Source organism: Kocuria sp. LHG3120, assembly GCF_049897445.1.
In the GTDB taxonomy this organism is placed as follows: Bacteria; Actinomycetota; Actinomycetes; order Actinomycetales; family Micrococcaceae; genus Kocuria; species Kocuria rosea.
This window is the reverse complement of the sequence record NZ_JAFCWG010000007.1, coordinates 1-15,259: the sequence shown is the minus strand read 5'-3', so window position 1 is coordinate 15,259 and position 15,259 is coordinate 1. Positions and strand designations below refer to the sequence as shown.

Sequence of the window (15,259 nt, the reverse complement as noted above, 5' to 3'; positions counted from 1 at the left end):
CGTTCCCGCCGCCGGCCCCGCCCCCCACCACTCATCAGATCCTCGACCACCAGGAGTGCCCACCGTGCCGACCCTCACCCAGAACCACGTCCGACTGGTCCTCGTCACCGTGGCCGTCCTGAGCGCCGCAGCCCTGACCGCGATCCTCCTCGAGGGCCGGGGCACCAGCACCGTCCCGGTCGGGCTGTGGTCCCTCCTCGTGGGCGGGCTGGCGGTCGCCGGGGTGCTCCTGCCGCTCGTGGCCGCCGCGACCCCGCTGTCCCGCCCGCGCTCCGTGGCACCGGCCGTGCTGCTGTTCCTGGCCATGACGGCCCACGCGACCTTCCTCGACGAGCAGCTGAGCGGGTTCCCCGTGGGCTGGCTGTGCACCATGGGCGTGGTCGTCGCCCTCGCGGGCACGGTCGTGCTCCTGTTCAACGCGCTCGGGCTGCGCCGGGAGCGGTCCGGGACGCGCAGCAGGCTCTCGTGACGACCAGCGCGACCGCGAGCCCCACGAGCGGGTCGGTGCGGCGGCGGCCGCCCGCCCCGCCGGCCCGCCGCCGTCTCCGGCTCCTGGCGGACCTGCGGATCGCGGACCTGCTGCAGGCGCTGGGCACGTCCGTGCCGGTGGACACGGCCCGCCGCATCGTGGTCGGGGCCGCCGCCGGAGCTGTGCTCCTGGCGCTCGCGGCCGGGATCCTCGCGGCGCGCGCGGCCGCGGTGCTGGCGCCGGGCGCGGACGTGGTCGGGCTCTTCGTGCTGCTCTGCGCCTACGCCGGGCTCGGCGCCCTCGCGGGCGAGACCCTCGGCCGGTTCCGCAGCTGCGTCAGCGACCACCCGCAGCGGGACTTCTTCGTGGGCCTCGACGTCCGGGCCGCGGACGTGTTCGTCGTCCACGCCCTCCCGCGCGTGGCCGTGGCGAGCGCCGTGTGGGGCGCCGCGGGCCTGGGGGTGCTCGCCGGGTCCGTCCTGGCCGGGCACGGGCCCGGGGCCGCGGGGACGGCACTGCTGCTGGGGACGCCCGTGGCCTTCGGCGCGCTGACGGCCGCCGGGGCGCTGCGCTCCGCCGCCCGCCCCGAGAACGGGCGCCGGCACTTCCCCGCGGTGCTCGCGGCGGCGTCCGTCCTGGCCGGGGCCGGGGCGCACGGGGCGGTGCTGCTGCTGGCCCCCCTCGTCCCCGGCGCCCTCGTCCCGGCGGCCGGTGCGGCACCCGGTCCCGCGCCGGGGCTGCCGGAGCCCGTCCTCCTCGCCGGTCTCACGGCGGTCGCGGCCGTCGGCGCGGCCGGTGCCGTCGCCGGCCGCCGCGCCCTCGCGGCGGTGTCCTTCCCGGCCCGGCGCGCCGCGCCCCCGGTGCGCCGGCCGCGCCTGAGCGGTCCCGCGGTCCTGCAGTTCGCCCGGGTGCTGGGCGTCCAGCGGGCGCACGGGTGGCGCCTGCGGGCCCAGCAGCGGATCACCGTCGCGGTCGCCGCCGCGACCACGGCGCTGCTCGGGGCGACCTCCGCAGGTCTCCGGATGCCGCCGCTGCCCGCCGTGCCGGACGCGGCGTGGGAGGCGGCGCTGCGGCCCACCCTGGGCTTCGCCGCCCTCATGACGGGTCTCGCTCTCGCGGAGCTCGTGAGCTCGGACATCGGCGCCTTCCGCTACGGCCGCCACCTGCGCACCGCCGTGGAGTCCGGGGCGTCCCGCTCCTCCGTGGCGCTGGGGCACCTCACCGCGCTCACCCTGCCGCTGCTGCTGCCGGCCCTGCTGCTCGTCGTCGCGGCCCGGGTGCTGACGGGGACCCTGTCCGCGGCGCCCGCGGCCGTGGTGCTGGGCGCGGTGTGGGCCGCGACCGTCGCGGAGCACCTGCTGCCCCCGCCGCGCACGGTCGAGGGGACGGGCGCGGACAGCCCGCTCACGGGGGTCCTCACCGTCGTCCTCGCCGCGGCGCCCGTGGCCGTCCCGCTGACCTTCCCCGCCACCGACCCGTGGATCGTCCCCCTGCTCGCCCTGACCCTCGCCGGAGGTGCCCTCACATGCCTGCACCGCTCCCTCACCCGCCGCTGATCCACGTCGAGGCGGTGAGCGCCGGCTTCGACGCCGGGCGCCCCGTCCACCGGGGGCTCACGCTGCGGATCGACGCCCCCGGGCTGACGCTGCTGCAGGGGCCCAACGGCTCCGGCAAGTCGACGCTCGTCGAGGTCCTCAGCGGGCACCTGCCGCAGACCGCGGGCACGGTCACGCTCGCCGGCGTGGACGCACGCTCGCCGGAGGCCTCCCGGGTGCGCCGGATCTGCCGCACCGAACCGGCGCTCTACCCCACGATGACCGCACGGGACCACGTGGTGTTCGCGAGCGGCTGGTGCGGGGCCGACCCGCAGGAGGGGCTGCGCCGGGCGGAGCGCCACGGGCTCGGACCGTGGCTGGACGAGTCCGCCGAGCACCTGTCCACGGGCAACCAGCGCAAGCTGTGGACGATCGTGTGCACCAGCGGCGACTTCGACGTCGTCGTCCTGGACGAGCCGTTCAACGGACTGGACGGCGCGTCCACGACGGTGCTCTGCGAGGAGCTCACGGAGTGGGCGGCGCGGCGCGCGGTCCTGGTGGTGGCCCACCGACCGCCGGCGCAGCTGGCGCCGGACGCGGTGCTGACCCTCCCCGGCGGCGCGGACCCGCGGGCGGCTCAGGACGAGGGGATCGTCACCAGCCCGGTGCGGTAGGCCTTGATCACCACCTGCACCCGGTCCCGCACCTCCATCTTCGTGAGGATGTGGCTGAGGTGGGACTTGACGGTCGGCTCGGACACGAAGAGCGCGGCGGCGATCTCGCGGTTGCTGAGGCCCTCGCAGAGCAGGGCCACGACCTCGCGCTCCCGCGCCGAGAGCCCCTCCACCGCGGCGACGTCCTCCGGCCGCGGCCCCGCCGGCTCCGGGTCCGCGACGACGCTGCGGACGAGGGTGGCGGCCACCCGCCGGGAGATCGCGGCCTCCCCGGCCAGCACGCTGCGCACGGCGCCCACGATCTCGTGGGGCTCGGAGTCCTTGACCACGTAGCCGCTCGCCCCGGCCCGGAGCGCGGGGATCACCCAGTCCTCCGAGTGGAACGTGGTCACGGCCAGCACCTTCACCTCCGGGTGCTCGTGCGTGATCGCACGGGTGGCCTCGATGCCGTCGAGGACCGGCATCTGAAGGTCCATGACCACCACGTCCGGGCGCAGGGCGCGGCACTGCTCGACCGCCGCCCGGCCGTTGCGGGCCTCGCCCACGACCACGAGGTCCTGCTCGGCGTCGATGAACACGCGCAGGGCGCGGAGCATGAGCTGCTGGTCGTCGACGATCAGGACCTTGACGGGGCTCGTCGCCGGCGCGTGCTCGTTCATAGCTCTCACCGTAGCGGAGAGGGGCCGCGGCGCCGGCGGGACGGGGCCGCCCGGCGCGCGGGTCCGCCCAAGGGATGACCCCCGGCCATCCTCCCGGATGACCCCGCGGACCCCACCCCTCGGCGACCATGGTTCACGACCGCACACCGATCGGGTGCGGCGCACTGCCGGAAGGACCCCCCGTGAACACGCTCTCCGCCGCCTCGCTGCTCGCCGCCGTGCTGCTGACCGCCGGCGGTGTCCCCACCGCCGTGGCCCCGGAGCCGCCGGTCGCCCTGGCGCCGGTCCTGAAGGTCGACCCCGGCACCGACAGCCCGGACGGGCACACGAGCCGCGGGTGCTCGTTCCTCTTCTTGCGCTGGTGCTGATCCGGCGCGCTCCCGGACGGGCCCGGCGCCCGCGGCTATCCTCCGAGGTGGACCGGAGCACCGGGCCACCGCACCGGAAGGACCGCATGGCACGCCGCGCAGCGCAGCAGGACCGCCGGCCCGGCCTGGGCGCGCTCCTGCCGCAGGGGATCGCCCGGGCCCGCCCCCTGCACCGGTGGGTGCGGGCGGCCCTGCTGCTGTTCATCACGGTGAGCGCCCTGGACGCCGTCCGGCTCGTCCTGACCGGCCCGGGCCTGGGCTTCGGGGACCGGGACTACGAGCTGCTGCTCGTGGTCCTCGAAACCGCCACGGTCGCCGTCCTGGCGCTGCGCTCCAGCTGGACGTGGCTGCCGCTCGCCGCGCTGCTGGTCCTGCTCCACCCCCAGACCAACCCGGGCAGCTACATGGTCGTGATCCCGCTGGTCCTGGCCTTCTCCGCCTACGGGGCGGCCCTGCCCGGACTCGCCGCGGCCGTCGGGGCCTTCCTCGTGTGGCAGACCTCGTGGGCCGTCAACGTCTCGGTCGTGGGCCCGCAGTTCCTCTGGAGCTACGTGCCGCTGACCCTGGTCCTCCTCCTGCCCGGTCTCGTCCTGCGGGCCCTGAGTGCGCAGCAGGAGCTGGACCGCGTCGAGATCGCCGCGGGCCAGGAGCGCACTGCCCACGCCCTCGAGCAGCAGCGCCTCGAGCTGGCCCGGGAGCTGCACGACATCGTCGCCCACGACCTCACGCTCATCGCCATGCAGGCGCGCTCGGGGGCCTACTCCCGGGACCCGGAGACCATGAAGGAGGCCCTGGACGTGGTGGGCGACTCCTCCCGCGCGGCACTCAAGGACCTGCGCCGGCTGCTGGGGATCATGCGCGTGGAGCCGGGCGCCGGGCTCGCGCAGGACTCCAGCGCCGCCGCGGCCGTCGACACGGGCCGGGGCCTCGAGGAGGTCGCGGCCGCGCTGCGGGAGGTCGGGTTCCGCACGGACACCCGGGTGCGGGGCGACCTCGCGCGGATCCCGGAAGGGGTGCGGCCCACGGTCCAGCGGGTCCTCCAGGAGGGGGCGACGAACATCATGAAGCACGCGCCCGCCCGGACGAGCTGCGTGCTGGCCGTGCAGGTCGACGAGGCCGACGTCGTGGTCGAGGTGCACAACGCCGCGGGGCCGGGCTCCGGGCCCGGCCTCCCGGCCTCGGGGTACGGGCTGCTCGGGCTGCGCGAGCGCGTCCAGCTGCTCGGCGGGGAGCTAGCGGCGGGACCGGCGGACGGCGGCTGGCGCGTCGGCGCCCGCATCCCGCTGGGTCCGGCCGCCGTGTGAGACCACCACGACCGCCACGAGGACGAGCAGGGCCGCGCTGAGCCCGTCGAAGCCGATCAGCGCCAGCACCGGTCCGGCGAGCGCCCCGCCGGTCGCCCCGGCGAGGTTCATGAACAGGTCCGAGACGCCCTGCAGCTTCGGCCGCTCGGCCGGCGGGACGGCCTCGGCCACGAGCGTGGAGCCCGCGACCGTGGAGGCGGACCAGCCGAGCCCGAGCAGGACCAGGCTGACCGTCACCAGCACGGGGGACGTCGAGCCGAACCAGGACAGCACGAGGGACGCCACGAACAGGGCCTGGCCGAGCAGGACGGTGGGGCGGCGCCCGGCCCGGTCCGCGAGCCAGCCGAACACGGGGGCGAGGGCGTACATCCCGGCCACGTGCAGGCTGATGGTCAGGCCCACGACGCTCAGCGATGCCCCGTGGAGGGTCAGGTGCACGGGCGTCATGGACATGAGCGCCACCATGACGGCGTGGCTCAGCGCCACGGTGAGCACGGCCCGGCGGGCCGGCGACGAGGCCCGCAGCACCGCCAGCCCGCCCGCGGGGGAGGGCTTGCCCCTGCCCGCGGCCTCGCCGTCGGCCACGGCCAGCAGCAGGGGGTCCGGCCGCAGCGCCGTGAGGTAGACCAGGGCCCCGAAGGCCTGCGCCACGAGGGCGATGACGAATCCGCCCGTCAGCGCCGGCAGGCCCAGGGCCCGCCCGAGCAGCTCGCCCGGCTCGAAGAGGTTGGGGCCGAGCACCGCGCCGATCGTCGTGGACCAGACCACCAGGGAGAGGTCCCGGGCGCGGGTGTCGTCCGCGGCCAGGTCGGTCGCCGCGAACCGGGACTGGAGGTTGAGCGCCGAGCCGGCGCCGAGCAGGGCCAGGCCCAGCAGCAGGACGGGGAAGCTCGAGAGGACGGCGGCGCCGATCGTGATCGACGCGCCCGCCATGGCGGTGAACGCCCCGGTGCTGAGCGAGATCCGCCGGCCGCGGGCCTGGGCGAGCCGCGCGAGGGGGACGGCGAGCAGGGCCGCGCCGAGGGTGTTCATGGTCGCGGCCATGCCGGACCAGGCGGAGGAGCCGGAGACCTCGGTGACGAGGAGGGCGCCGAGGGCCAGGGTGGCGCCGACGCCCAGCCCACCGAGGATCTGGCCGAGGGCGAGGACGCGGACGACCCTCCGCTGCAGGGCGCGCCGGTCCACGGCGGGGTTCGTCGGGTGCATGACCGCCATCCTATACCCCTGGGGGTACTCGCTCCGGGTGTGTCGGAGCCTCTCGGTGTGGTTCGATGCTCGGCATGAGCTCCCTGCCCGATCCCGCGACCGGACTCGTCCTCGGCGAGGACGGGCTCGCCCGCCCCGTCTGGGCCGCCACGGACCCGCTCCTGCGCGAGTACTACGACACCGAGTGGGGCGTCCCCGTGCGGGACGAGCGGGGGCTCTACGAGCGGATCTGCCTCGAGGGCTTCCAGTCCGGGCTGTCCTGGGCCACGATCCTGCGCAAGCGGCCCGCCTTCCGGGCGGCCTTCGCGGACTTCGACCCGGACGCGGTCGCCGGCTTCGGCCCGGCCGACGTCGACCGCCTGCTGGGCGACGCCGGGATCGTGCGCCACCGGGGCAAGATCGAGGCCGCCGTCGGCAACGCCCGCGCCACCGTGGCCCTGCGCGCCGAGGGCGGGCTGACCGAGCTCGTGTGGTCGTTCCGCCCGGCGCGGACCCCGCGTCCGCGCACGGCGGAGGAGGTCCCGACCCGCTCGCCGGAGTCCGAGGCCCTGTCCCGGGCCCTGCGGGCGCACGGCTTCCGCTTCGTGGGGCCGACCACGATGCACGCGCTCATGGAGGCGGTCGGGATCGTCGACACCCACCTGCTCGGCAGCCACCGCCGGGGCAGCTCCGGGGTGTGGCCGGAGGCACCGGAGGGTGCGTAGGATTCCTGGCACCGAACCCGACGACGCCCCGCGTCGCCTTCCGGCAGGAGGCCCGGCCATGTACGACAACAGCGAGCAGCGCAGCGCGGTGCTGCCCCTGGTGCTGAGCACCGTGGGCTCCGTCCTGGTCGGCCTGGTGGTCCGGAGGCTGCGGGAGGACCGGGCGGCGGCCCGTGGCGGGACCGCCGCCGGGCCCGCCGGCCGGGACGCCCGGCGAAAGGGACGGGCCCGGCCCGCCCGGAGGAACACGCGCGGGCCGGTGCTCTGAGACCATGACGAGCCACGCGATCAGCTGGGTGGACGTCTTCTCGCCGGCGCCGCTGGGCGGCAACCCGCTCGCCGTCGTGCACGGGGCCGACGCCCTCGACGAGGACACGATGGCGCGCTTCGCCCGCTGGACCAACCTCTCCGAGACCACGTTCCTGCTCGAGCCCACGGTCCCCGGCGCCGACTACCGGGTGCGGATCTTCACCCCCGGCGGGGAGCTGCCCTTCGCGGGTCACCCCACGCTCGGGACGGCGTCCGCCTGGCTCGCCCTCGGCGGGGAGCCCGCGGGAGCGGACGTCGTCCAGGAGTGCGGGGTCGGGCTGGTGACCGTCCGGCGCCGCGAGGGCAGGCTCTCGTTCGCCGCCCCGCCCCTGACGCGCTACGAGCCCGTGGCGGAGCCCGCGCTGCTGGACCGGGTGGCGCGGTCCCTGCGGCTGGACCCGTCCGCGCTGCTCGACGTGTCCTGGCTGGACAACGGCCCCGGCTGGATCGGGGTGCGCGTGGCCGACGCCGGGACCGTGCTGGGCGTGCGTGCGGACTGGTCCGCCATGGCCGGGCTCAAGCTCGGCGTGGTGGGCCCCCACCGCGAGGGCGCCGAGTGCGCGGTCGAGGTGCGGGCGTTCGTGGGGGACTGGGTCGTGGAGGACCCGGTCACTGGCAGCCTCAACGCGGGCCTGGCCCGGTGGCTGACGGACAACGGGTGGGCCCCGGAGCGCTACGTCGCCGCCCAGGGCACCGTGCTCGGGCGCACCGGGCGCGTGCTGCTGGAGCGGGACGCGGACACCGTCTGGGTCGGCGGCCAGGTCAGCCCGGTGGTCCGCGGGACCGTGGAGCTGTAGCCGACGGTGCGGAGGGCGCCCTCGGTATCGTGGGGGCATGACCACCCAGGACATCACCTTCCGCACCCGCAAGTGGGTCAAGCCGGAGGACCTCAACGCCAACGGCACCCTGTTCGGCGGCAGCCTGCTCCGCTGGATCGACGAGGAGGCGGCGATCTACGCCATCGTCCAGCTCGGCAACCAGCGCGCGGTGACGAAGTACATGTCGGAGATCCTCCTGAACCCCGACCGGGACCGGATCCCCACCACGGCGCTGCCCGCGGTGCACGAGAAGGGACTCTGAGATGGCGGCACGGCGGCTGCGCGCCGAGCGGATCACCGACTCCGTCACCTACCACGGCGAGGGGCCGTGCTGGTCGGAGTCCTGGGGCGGGCTGCGGTGGGTCGACATGCTCGCCGGGGACGTGCTGTCCCTCGGCGCGGACGGCGAGGTGCTCCGCAAGCACGTCGGGGACGTCGTGGCCTGCGTGCGCCCGCGCGCGACCGGGGGAGCGGTGCTGGCCCTGGAGGCCGGCGTGGCCCTCGAGGACCCGGACGGCACCGTCCATCCGGCCGAGCAGCTCTGGGAGCCCGGGGCGGTCCGGATGAACGAGGGCGGGGCCGGCCCGGACGGCTCCTTCTACGTCGGCTCCATGGCCTGGGACCAGACGGAGGGCGCGGCCACGCTCTGGCGCGTGCACCCGGACCTGCGCGGGGAGCCGGTCCTGGAGGGCGTCACCGTCTCCAACGGCATCGCCTGGTCCCCGGACGGCGCGCTGGCCTACTACAACGACACGCCCACCGGGAAGGTCGACGTCCTCGACTGGTCCCCGGACGGGGGTCTGCACGGGCGCCGCACCTTCGTGGTGCCCGAGCTCGAGGAGGGGGACGTCCATCCCGACGGGCTGACCGTCGACGCCGAGGGCGCAGTCTGGGTGGCGCTGCACGGCGCCGGGCAGGTGCACCGCTACACGGCCGACGGCGCCCTGGACACCGTCGTGGAGGTCGGCGCGCGCCAGACGACCGCGTGCTGCCTGGGCGGGGAGGACCTGCGCACCCTCTACGTCACCACGTCCCGGGAGAACCTCGCCCCGGACGAGGACCCCGTCGCGGGCTCCCTGTTCGCGGTCCGGGTCGACGTTCCCGGCCTGCCCGTCCTGCCCTTCACGGGCTGAGCGCGGTGCGGAACCCCAGGCGCACCGCCGGACTGCTGTGGCTGCTCGTGCTCGTGTGGGCCGTCGCCCTCGTGGGCTCCCTGCTCAGCGGGGGCACCTCCTCGGCGCTCTCCTTCGCCGTGCTCGGGGTGCTGTGCGCCGCCGGGGCGGTGTTCTTCGGCGCCCGGGCCCGCCGCTGACGGGCTCGACCCGCACACGGCGGGAGGCCCGGGTCTACCATCGTCAGCGAGGAGGCACCCATGACCGAGACCCCCCGGGCGGCCCCGGACGTCGTCACCGGCTCGATCCGCCTGCTCGCGGAGCAGGGCTGGGACGCCACGACCGTGGACCGGCTCGCGCTCGCCGCGGGCATCAGTCGGGCCACGTTCTTCCGCAAGTACGGGTCCAAGGAGGACATCGTCTTCGCGGACCACGCCGCGAACCTCGAGCGCCTCGAGCAGCAGCTGGCCCGGGCGGGGGAGGAGCCGGGCACCGATCCGGCCGTCGCCCTGCGGGACGGCGTGCTGCTGGTCTTCCGCCACCACCTCGACCACCGCGAGCGGGCGCTGGCCCGCAACGCCCTGCTCCGGCAGGTCCCGCAGCTGCGGGACCGGGAGCTCATCACGTCCCACCGCTACGAGCGGGTCCTGCGGCGCTACCTGCGCTCCGCGCTGCCCGACTCGCCGGGGCGGAGCACGCTGGCCACGGCGCTGTCCGCCGCCGCGGTGGCGGTGCACAACGCTGCCCTGCGGGCCTGGCTGCGCGCACCCGACACCGACCCCTCGGCCGAGCTGGCCGGGCAGCTCGAGCGCCTCGCGCACACGCTCGTCTCCGGCTACGAGGACGGCGCGGCGCGGCCGGCCGCCGCGCCCGGGGCCCGCCCCGCCGTCGTCGTCACCGTCCTGGACCCCGGCGCGGACACGGAGGAGATCCTGGCGTCCGTGCGGGACGCCCTGCGCCGATGACTCAGGCCTCGTCGGCGAGGATCGCGTAGATCAGCTCGTCGCGCCACTCGCCCAGCTGGCGGTGGCTCTCACGCAGGGTCGCCTCCAGGCGCATGCCGATGCGCTCGCAGACCTTGGCGGAGCTCACGTTGAGGGCGTCCAGGCTCGCGCAGACCCGGTGGGCGCCCAGCTCGGCGAACGCGAACTCGATCGCGGCGCGGGCCGCCTCGGAGGCGATGCCCCGGCCCGCGTGGTCGGGGTGGACCACCCAGCCGATCTCGACCTGCGCGGCCGCCGCGTCCGTGAGGGTCAGCACGATCTCGCCCACGAGCTCCCGCGAGCCCCGGGGGGAGACGGCGAAGCGGACGGAGTCGCCGTCCCGGCCCCACGGCCGCAGGCCGCTGTTCTCGGCCAGGGTGCGCTCGCACTCCTCGCGCGTGCGCGGGCCCCGCCACGCGTACTGCGCGTAGTCCTCGCGGCTCTGATAGGAGTGCATGGGCTCGAGGTCCGCGCCGTCGAAGCGGCGGAACGCGAGGCGCTCGGTCTCTGGGGGCAGCACGTCGATCATCACCAGCCAGAATACGGCCTGAACGCCCCGGAACCGCACGCCGCACCACCACACTGAGACTCAATCCCTTGACCTGAGACTCGGTATCAGTCAGAGTGGTGACGATCACACCACTCGTCAGGAGTCCGCCCATGGCACCCGCCGCGCCCGCCCCGTCCTTCCCCTCCACCGTCGCGGTGGACGTCGAGCAGCTGGTCCTGCCCGGACGCTCCGCGCCCGTCGCCCTGGTGCGGCTGGACTCCACCCCGCCGGGCGGGCTGATCATCTGGGGCTCCGCGGCCCTGGAGCAGCTCCGGGACGTCCTGGGCTCGATCGACCAGTCGGCGGTCGAGGCCATCGTGGTCACCGGCAACGCCCGGTCCTTCGGCGCGGGGGCCAACCTCAAGGAGATCCGCCACGCCCAGCTCAGCGGCGTCTCCGACCGGTACGTGGGGCTCGGCCACGAGGCCTTCGGCGTCCTGGCCGACGCGAGCGTGCCCACCTTCTCCCTGCTCACGGGTCAGGCCCTGGGCGGCGGGCTCGAGCTCGCCCTGCACACGGACTACCGTGCGGCCCACCCGCGCACCGGCCCGCTCGGACTGCCGGAGTGCAGGCTCGGCTTCTTCCCCGGCTGGGGCGGCGTGCACCTGCTCCCGCACCTGATCGGCCCGGCCGCGGCGCTGCGCGTCATCGTGTTCGACTCCCTGCGGGGCCGGAACACCAAGGCGGCGGAGGCCCTCGAGCTCGGCCTCGTGGACGTGGTGCTCGACGCCGCCCCGGGGACCGGGGAGTGGGACACCGCCTGGCAGCGGTGGGTGGCCGGCACGCTCGACGCGCTCGACGCGGGGGAGACCCGCCGCCGCGCGGGCACGCCCGGCGGCACCGGGGAGCAGGAGTGGCAGGACGCCGTGGACCAGGCCCGGGACCGCGCCGAGCGCACCTGGCACGGCGCCGCGCCGGCACCGCTCGTGGCGATCGACCTCGTGGCCGACGCCCGGACGGAGTCCCGCACCGAGAACGGGACGAAGGCCGTGGCCGCCTTCGCCGAGCTGGTCCGCGGGGACGTGGCCAAGGCCTCCCTCTACGCGTTCGAGCTCGTCTCGGCCCGCTCCCGGCAGGCCGCGGACGTGCCCGCCGCCGAGCCCGTGCCCCTGCGCAAGGCCGCCGTGATCGGCGCCGGCCTGATGGCCGGCCAGCTCGCCTCCCTCATCGCGAGCGGCGCCCGGATCCCCGTGGTCATGACCGACCTCGACGACGAGCGGCTCGCCGCCGGCGTGGCCCGGACCCGGGAGCGCTTCGCCGCGCAGGCGGCCAGGGGCCGGATCAGCGCGGAGCAGGCCGAGCAGCTCGGCGCCCTCGTCACGGGGGCGAGCGGGCCGGAGGACCTCGCCGACGCGGACTTCGTGATCGAGGCCGTCTTCGAGGACCTCGACGTGAAGAAGAAGGTGTTCGCCCAGTGGGAGGAGGTCGTGCGCCCGGACGCGATCCTCGCGACCAACACGAGCTCCCTGTCCGTCACCGCCATGGCGGAGGGCCTCCGGCACCCCGAACGGGTGGTCGGCTTCCACGTCTTCAACCCCGTGGAGGTCACCCCGCTCCTCGAGATCGTCGCCGGGCGGCGGACCGGCGACGCGGCCCTCGCGACCGCCTTCGAGCTCGCCGCGGCGCTGCGCCGCACGGCGGTGCGCGTCCAGGACGCCCCCGGCTTCGTGGTCAACCGGGTGCTGACCCGGCTGTTCGACGTGATCGTCCAGGCGATCGATGCGGGCACGGACGTGGCGGCCGCCGACCACGCCCCCGATCCGATGGGCCTGCCCATGACCCCGCTGCGGCTGCTCGACTTCGTGGGCCCGGCCGTGCTGCACCACGTGGACGAGACCATGCACCGGGCCTACCCCGAGCGCTTCGCGCGGTCCCCATGGATGGACGCGGTGGTCGGGGCGGGCCTCACCCACGTGCTGCCCACCGAGCAGGCCCCGGGGACGGGCGCGGACGGCTACCTCGCCGCCGACGCCGCCCGGCTGCTCGAGCGGACCCGGGCGGAGCACCCCGCCGACGCTCCCGTCCCGGCGGAGGAGCTGCTCGTGCGGGTGCAGGACGCCCTGGCCGAGGAGATCGGCGCGATGCTGGCCGAGGGCGTCGTCGCCGGGCCCGAGGACGTGGACCTGTGCATGGTCCTCGGCGCCAACTACCCCTTCCACCTGGGCGGGATCACCCCGTACCTCGACCGCACGGGCGCCTCCGAGCGCGTCCTCGGCCGCCGCTTCCACCAGGACTGACCTTGTCCCCGACCTCCCACCAGCCCACAGAACGAAGGACCCAGCCATGACCGCCACCCCCGAGACCGGCGCGACCCTGTTCCCCGCCGGCACCGTGGAGCCCGACTACGTCCTCGACAAGGCCCTCGACACCGACGCCGCCGGCGCGTTCGACGCGGTCTCCGACACCGACCGGGGGCACTGGATGCGCGCCCGCCGGTTCGTCCAGGAGGACCTGCTGCCCGTCATCGGCGAGCACTGGGACCGCTCGGAGTACTCCCTCGACCTCGTCCGCCGGCTCGGGGAGCTCGACCTGCTGCGCGACGGCGTGGCCGTCGACGGCTACGAGCAGATGTCCAAGACCGCCGCGGGCCTGATCAGCATGGAGCTCTCCCGCGGCGACGGGTCCATCGCGACCGTCTCCGGCGTCCAGGGCGGGCTCGCGATGCGCTCGATCGCCATGTGCGGCTCCGAGGAGCAGCGGCAGCGCTGGCTGCCGCGGATGGCCACGGGCGAGCTCCTCGGCGCGTTCGCCCTCACGGAGCCCACCCACGGCTCCGACTCCGTCAGCCTCGAGACCCGTGCCACCCCGGTGGACGGCGGCTGGGTGCTCAACGGGGAGAAGAAGTGGATCGGCAACGGCTCGATGGGCGGGATCACCGTGGTGTGGGCCCGCGCCGACGAGGACGGCCAGGTCAGGGGTTTCGTGGTCCCGCAGGAGAGCGAGGGCTACACCGGCACGACCATCCGTGGAAAGCTCGCCCTCCGGGCCATCCACCAGGCGCACCTCCGGTTCGAGAACGTCTTCGTGCCCGAGGAGAACGCGCTGCCGGCGGCACGGTCCTTCAGGAACACCGCCGATGTCCTGTTCGCCACCCGCATCAGCGTGGCGTGGGGCGCGGTGGGGCACGCCCAGGCCTGCTACGAGACCGCCGTGCAGTACGCGGCCCAGCGCGTGCAGTTCGGCCGCCCGCTGGCCGCATCGCAGATCGTGCAGGAGCGGCTGGCCCGGATGCTGAGCGAGCTCACCCAGATCCAGCTCCTCGTGGCACGGATGACCGAGCGGGAGGAGGCCGGCCGGCTCACCGCCGAGCAGGCGTCGCTAGCGAAGTACACCTCCACGCGCACGGCCCGCTCGATCGCGGCCAACGCCCGGGACCTCCTGGGCGGCAACGGCATCCTCATCGAGAACCGCGTGGCCCGCCACTTCGCGGACATCGAGGCGCTGCACACCTACGAGGGCACCGAGACCGTGCAGGCCCTGATCATCGGACGCGGGATCACCGGCATCTCCGCGTTCGCCTGACCTACCGGCGCTCCGACCGACGACGGCGCCCCGACCGACGACGGCGCCCCGGCCGTGGAGGCCGGGGCGCCGTCGTGCTCGGTCCGTCGGGGCTCAGAGGTCGGCGCCGCCGTGGAACGAGTCGTTGCTCGGGTCGACCTCGTCCTCGAACGCGGGGTCCTCGGGGACGTCGAGGTCCGCGATCGCCTCGCCCATGCGGGGCTCCTCGGGCGGGACCTGCTCCTCGCCCGCCTCGTAACGGGCCTCGGCCGTCTCGTCCCGGAGCTCCTGCTCCGAGGGGACCTCCGGGTGCTCGGGGTCCACGCGCTCGTCCTGCGCGCCGGCCTCGGCGCCCTCGATCAGCGGATCCTCGCGCCAGTGCTCGGGGTCGACCTCGGCGGCGCCCTCGTAGGTGTCGGGGGTCTCCGGCAGCTCTTCCGGTGAGGTGCTCATCTGCTGTCCTTTCGGGTCGGGGCATCGATGTGCCATCAGCCTACGCACTGCCGTCGCCGCCGCTCCGGCCGCCGGTCCTCCGGGGTTTTGACGGTCCTGCGGGGCGTGTGTAATGTATTCCGAGTCGCCGCAAGGGACGCGAGAGATCGCCCCGGACGGCAACGCCGAATCCGGCGGACCGAACCCCCTCGAACCATCAAGCCGATCACCGCTGCGCGGTGGCCGACAGCTTGTGGGCCGGGACCGGGTCGGGTACGCTGGTGGAGCTGTTTCGGGCAGCAGCGAGGAATCGCTGCGGCCCACGGCGTCGAATCCGGCAGATCCAGGAATTCTCCTCCCGAAGAGCTTTTTCGCCGCTGAGCGAAGGAAAAGCGATTTGGGAAAGCGGAGAAGATCGGGATAAGCTGAGGAGGTCGCCGCGGGGAAAGCGAGAGATCGCGAGAACCGAGCGAAAAAGAATTCCAACACGGTTTCCGGGTGTGGTGCCTGGTTGCTGGTCTGTTGTTTGAGAACTCAATAGTGTGCCATGTTTGTTGATACCGGATGTTTTATTCGGTTGATTGGTTGTTGCCGTCCTGCCTCCGTGGGGTGGTGGCGACATTTTCAGCCGGGGT

General features: G+C 75.0%; 18 protein-coding genes and 1 pseudogene. 14 read left to right on the top strand and 5 right to left on the bottom strand.

Annotated features, from left to right (window positions below; genetic code table 11):
• Positions 1–64 precede the first annotated feature (64 nt).
• Genes ACP7CD_RS13935 through ACP7CD_RS13925 form a run of 3 tightly spaced genes read left to right on the top strand, consistent with a single transcriptional unit; the run spans position 65 to position 2,678 of the window.
• Complete coding sequence (locus tag ACP7CD_RS13935; protein WP_035923187.1) at positions 65–469, top strand: hypothetical protein; 405 nt, start codon at positions 65–67, stop codon at positions 467–469.
• A complete protein-coding gene (locus ACP7CD_RS13930; RefSeq protein WP_126346571.1) occupies positions 466–2,025 on the top strand; it encodes a hypothetical protein in 1,560 nt (519 codons plus the stop codon). Before ACP7CD_RS13935 ends, ACP7CD_RS13930 begins: the two co-directional genes overlap by 4 nt.
• Positions 1,995–2,678: an ABC transporter ATP-binding protein gene (locus ACP7CD_RS13925; RefSeq protein WP_426120447.1), complete on the top strand. Its 684-nt coding sequence runs from the start codon at positions 1,995–1,997 to the stop codon at positions 2,676–2,678. Before ACP7CD_RS13930 ends, ACP7CD_RS13925 begins: the two co-directional genes overlap by 31 nt.
• On the opposite strand, the gene ACP7CD_RS13920 is transcribed toward ACP7CD_RS13925, so the two are convergent.
• Positions 2,642–3,337 (bottom strand): response regulator, encoded by a 696-nt coding sequence (locus tag ACP7CD_RS13920; RefSeq protein ID WP_017834857.1) that lies wholly within the window; start codon positions 3,335–3,337, stop codon positions 2,642–2,644. The genes ACP7CD_RS13925 and ACP7CD_RS13920 overlap by 37 nt on opposite strands.
• A gap of 182 nt (positions 3,338–3,519) precedes the next feature.
• Here ACP7CD_RS13920 and ACP7CD_RS13915 point away from each other — a divergent pair, with 182 nt between their 5' ends.
• On the top strand, positions 3,520–3,705 hold the full coding sequence (locus tag ACP7CD_RS13915) for a hypothetical protein (protein WP_017834858.1): 186 nt from the start codon (positions 3,520–3,522) through the stop codon (positions 3,703–3,705).
• An 86-nt stretch (positions 3,706–3,791) separates the two neighbouring features.
• The gene (locus tag ACP7CD_RS13910) at positions 3,792–5,009 is read left to right on the top strand and encodes a sensor histidine kinase (RefSeq protein WP_272026736.1); all 1,218 of its coding nucleotides are present in this window, start codon (positions 3,792–3,794) and stop codon (positions 5,007–5,009) included.
• Here the strand turns inward: ACP7CD_RS13910 and ACP7CD_RS13905 are convergent.
• The gene (locus tag ACP7CD_RS13905; RefSeq protein ID WP_017834860.1) at positions 4,938–6,224 is read right to left on the bottom strand and encodes an MFS transporter; all 1,287 of its coding nucleotides are present in this window, start codon (positions 6,222–6,224) and stop codon (positions 4,938–4,940) included. The two genes, ACP7CD_RS13910 and ACP7CD_RS13905, sit on opposite strands and share 72 nt — an antisense overlap.
• A gap of 56 nt (positions 6,225–6,280) precedes the next feature.
• Here ACP7CD_RS13905 and ACP7CD_RS13900 point away from each other — a divergent pair, with 56 nt between their 5' ends.
• The 7 genes and pseudogenes from ACP7CD_RS13900 (at position 6,281) to ACP7CD_RS13870 (ending at position 10,123) form a co-directional block, all read left to right on the top strand.
• On the top strand, positions 6,281–6,919 hold the full coding sequence (locus ACP7CD_RS13900; protein WP_017834861.1) for a DNA-3-methyladenine glycosylase I: 639 nt from the start codon (positions 6,281–6,283) through the stop codon (positions 6,917–6,919).
• Between the two features lie 58 nt (positions 6,920–6,977).
• On the top strand, positions 6,978–7,187 hold the full coding sequence (locus tag ACP7CD_RS13895; RefSeq protein ID WP_017834862.1) for a hypothetical protein: 210 nt from the start codon (positions 6,978–6,980) through the stop codon (positions 7,185–7,187).
• 4 nt (positions 7,188–7,191) lie between these two features.
• Positions 7,192–8,025, top strand: a complete 834-nt coding sequence (locus tag ACP7CD_RS13890) for a PhzF family phenazine biosynthesis protein (RefSeq protein ID WP_017834863.1) — start codon at positions 7,192–7,194, stop codon at positions 8,023–8,025.
• Between the two features lie 37 nt (positions 8,026–8,062).
• Positions 8,063–8,239, top strand: a pseudogene (locus tag ACP7CD_RS13885) (acyl-CoA thioesterase); the annotation flags it as partial.
• A gap of 70 nt (positions 8,240–8,309) precedes the next feature.
• Positions 8,310–9,179, top strand: a complete 870-nt coding sequence (locus tag ACP7CD_RS13880) for an SMP-30/gluconolactonase/LRE family protein (RefSeq protein WP_426120446.1) — start codon at positions 8,310–8,312, stop codon at positions 9,177–9,179.
• Positions 9,180–9,184: 5 nt separating this feature from the next.
• Positions 9,185–9,358 carry a hypothetical protein gene (locus ACP7CD_RS13875; RefSeq protein WP_017834866.1) on the top strand — a complete coding sequence of 58 codons (174 nt, stop codon included), beginning with the start codon at positions 9,185–9,187 and terminating at the stop codon, positions 9,356–9,358.
• A 60-nt stretch (positions 9,359–9,418) separates the two neighbouring features.
• The gene (locus tag ACP7CD_RS13870) at positions 9,419–10,123 is read left to right on the top strand and encodes a TetR/AcrR family transcriptional regulator (RefSeq protein WP_017834867.1); all 705 of its coding nucleotides are present in this window, start codon (positions 9,419–9,421) and stop codon (positions 10,121–10,123) included.
• Position 10,124: 1 nt separating this feature from the next.
• Here ACP7CD_RS13870 and ACP7CD_RS13865 read toward each other — a convergent pair whose 3' ends face one another.
• On the bottom strand, positions 10,125–10,670 hold the full coding sequence (locus ACP7CD_RS13865) for a GNAT family N-acetyltransferase (RefSeq protein ID WP_095651855.1): 546 nt from the start codon (positions 10,668–10,670) through the stop codon (positions 10,125–10,127).
• Positions 10,671–10,801: 131 nt separating this feature from the next.
• Between ACP7CD_RS13865 and ACP7CD_RS13860 the strand changes: the two genes are divergently transcribed.
• Both ACP7CD_RS13860 and ACP7CD_RS13855 read left to right on the top strand, forming a co-directional pair.
• The gene (locus ACP7CD_RS13860) at positions 10,802–12,928 is read left to right on the top strand and encodes a 3-hydroxyacyl-CoA dehydrogenase NAD-binding domain-containing protein (RefSeq protein ID WP_109221283.1); all 2,127 of its coding nucleotides are present in this window, start codon (positions 10,802–10,804) and stop codon (positions 12,926–12,928) included.
• A gap of 46 nt (positions 12,929–12,974) precedes the next feature.
• A complete protein-coding gene (locus ACP7CD_RS13855) occupies positions 12,975–14,213 on the top strand; it encodes an acyl-CoA dehydrogenase family protein (protein WP_035923166.1) in 1,239 nt (412 codons plus the stop codon).
• Positions 14,214–14,306: 93 nt separating this feature from the next.
• Here the strand turns inward: ACP7CD_RS13855 and ACP7CD_RS13850 are convergent, their stop codons facing one another.
• Both ACP7CD_RS13850 and ACP7CD_RS13845 read right to left on the bottom strand, forming a co-directional pair.
• Positions 14,307–14,645, bottom strand: coding sequence for a hypothetical protein (locus ACP7CD_RS13850; protein ID WP_017834871.1), 339 nt, complete (start codon positions 14,643–14,645; stop codon positions 14,307–14,309).
• A gap of 205 nt (positions 14,646–14,850) precedes the next feature.
• The coding region (locus ACP7CD_RS13845) for a hypothetical protein (RefSeq protein WP_426120445.1) at positions 14,851–15,259 on the bottom strand (409 nt) is incomplete at its 5' end.

Bases quoted from the DNA above. Each gene is read 5' to 3' on its own strand.
- ACP7CD_RS13925 (WP_426120447.1), top strand. From the start codon at position 1,995: ATGCCTGCACCGCTCCCTCACCCGCCGCTGATCCACGTCGAGGCGGTG.
- ACP7CD_RS13920 (WP_017834857.1), bottom strand. From the start codon at position 3,337: ATGAACGAGCACGCGCCGGCGACGAGCCCCGTCAAGGTCCTGATCGTC.
- ACP7CD_RS13910 (WP_272026736.1), top strand. From the start codon at position 3,792: ATGGCACGCCGCGCAGCGCAGCAGGACCGCCGGCCCGGCCTGGGCGCG.
- ACP7CD_RS13905 (WP_017834860.1), bottom strand. From the start codon at position 6,224: ATGGCGGTCATGCACCCGACGAACCCCGCCGTGGACCGGCGCGCCCTG.
- ACP7CD_RS13900 (WP_017834861.1), top strand. From the start codon at position 6,281: ATGCTCGGCATGAGCTCCCTGCCCGATCCCGCGACCGGACTCGTCCTC.
- ACP7CD_RS13895 (WP_017834862.1), top strand. From the start codon at position 6,978: ATGTACGACAACAGCGAGCAGCGCAGCGCGGTGCTGCCCCTGGTGCTG.
- ACP7CD_RS13890 (WP_017834863.1), top strand. From the start codon at position 7,192: ATGACGAGCCACGCGATCAGCTGGGTGGACGTCTTCTCGCCGGCGCCG.
- ACP7CD_RS13880 (WP_426120446.1), top strand. From the start codon at position 8,310: ATGGCGGCACGGCGGCTGCGCGCCGAGCGGATCACCGACTCCGTCACC.
- ACP7CD_RS13870 (WP_017834867.1), top strand. From the start codon at position 9,419: ATGACCGAGACCCCCCGGGCGGCCCCGGACGTCGTCACCGGCTCGATC.
- ACP7CD_RS13865 (WP_095651855.1), bottom strand. From the start codon at position 10,670: ATGATCGACGTGCTGCCCCCAGAGACCGAGCGCCTCGCGTTCCGCCGC.
- ACP7CD_RS13860 (WP_109221283.1), top strand. From the start codon at position 10,802: ATGGCACCCGCCGCGCCCGCCCCGTCCTTCCCCTCCACCGTCGCGGTG.
- ACP7CD_RS13855 (WP_035923166.1), top strand. From the start codon at position 12,975: ATGACCGCCACCCCCGAGACCGGCGCGACCCTGTTCCCCGCCGGCACC.
- ACP7CD_RS13850 (WP_017834871.1), bottom strand. From the start codon at position 14,645: ATGAGCACCTCACCGGAAGAGCTGCCGGAGACCCCCGACACCTACGAG.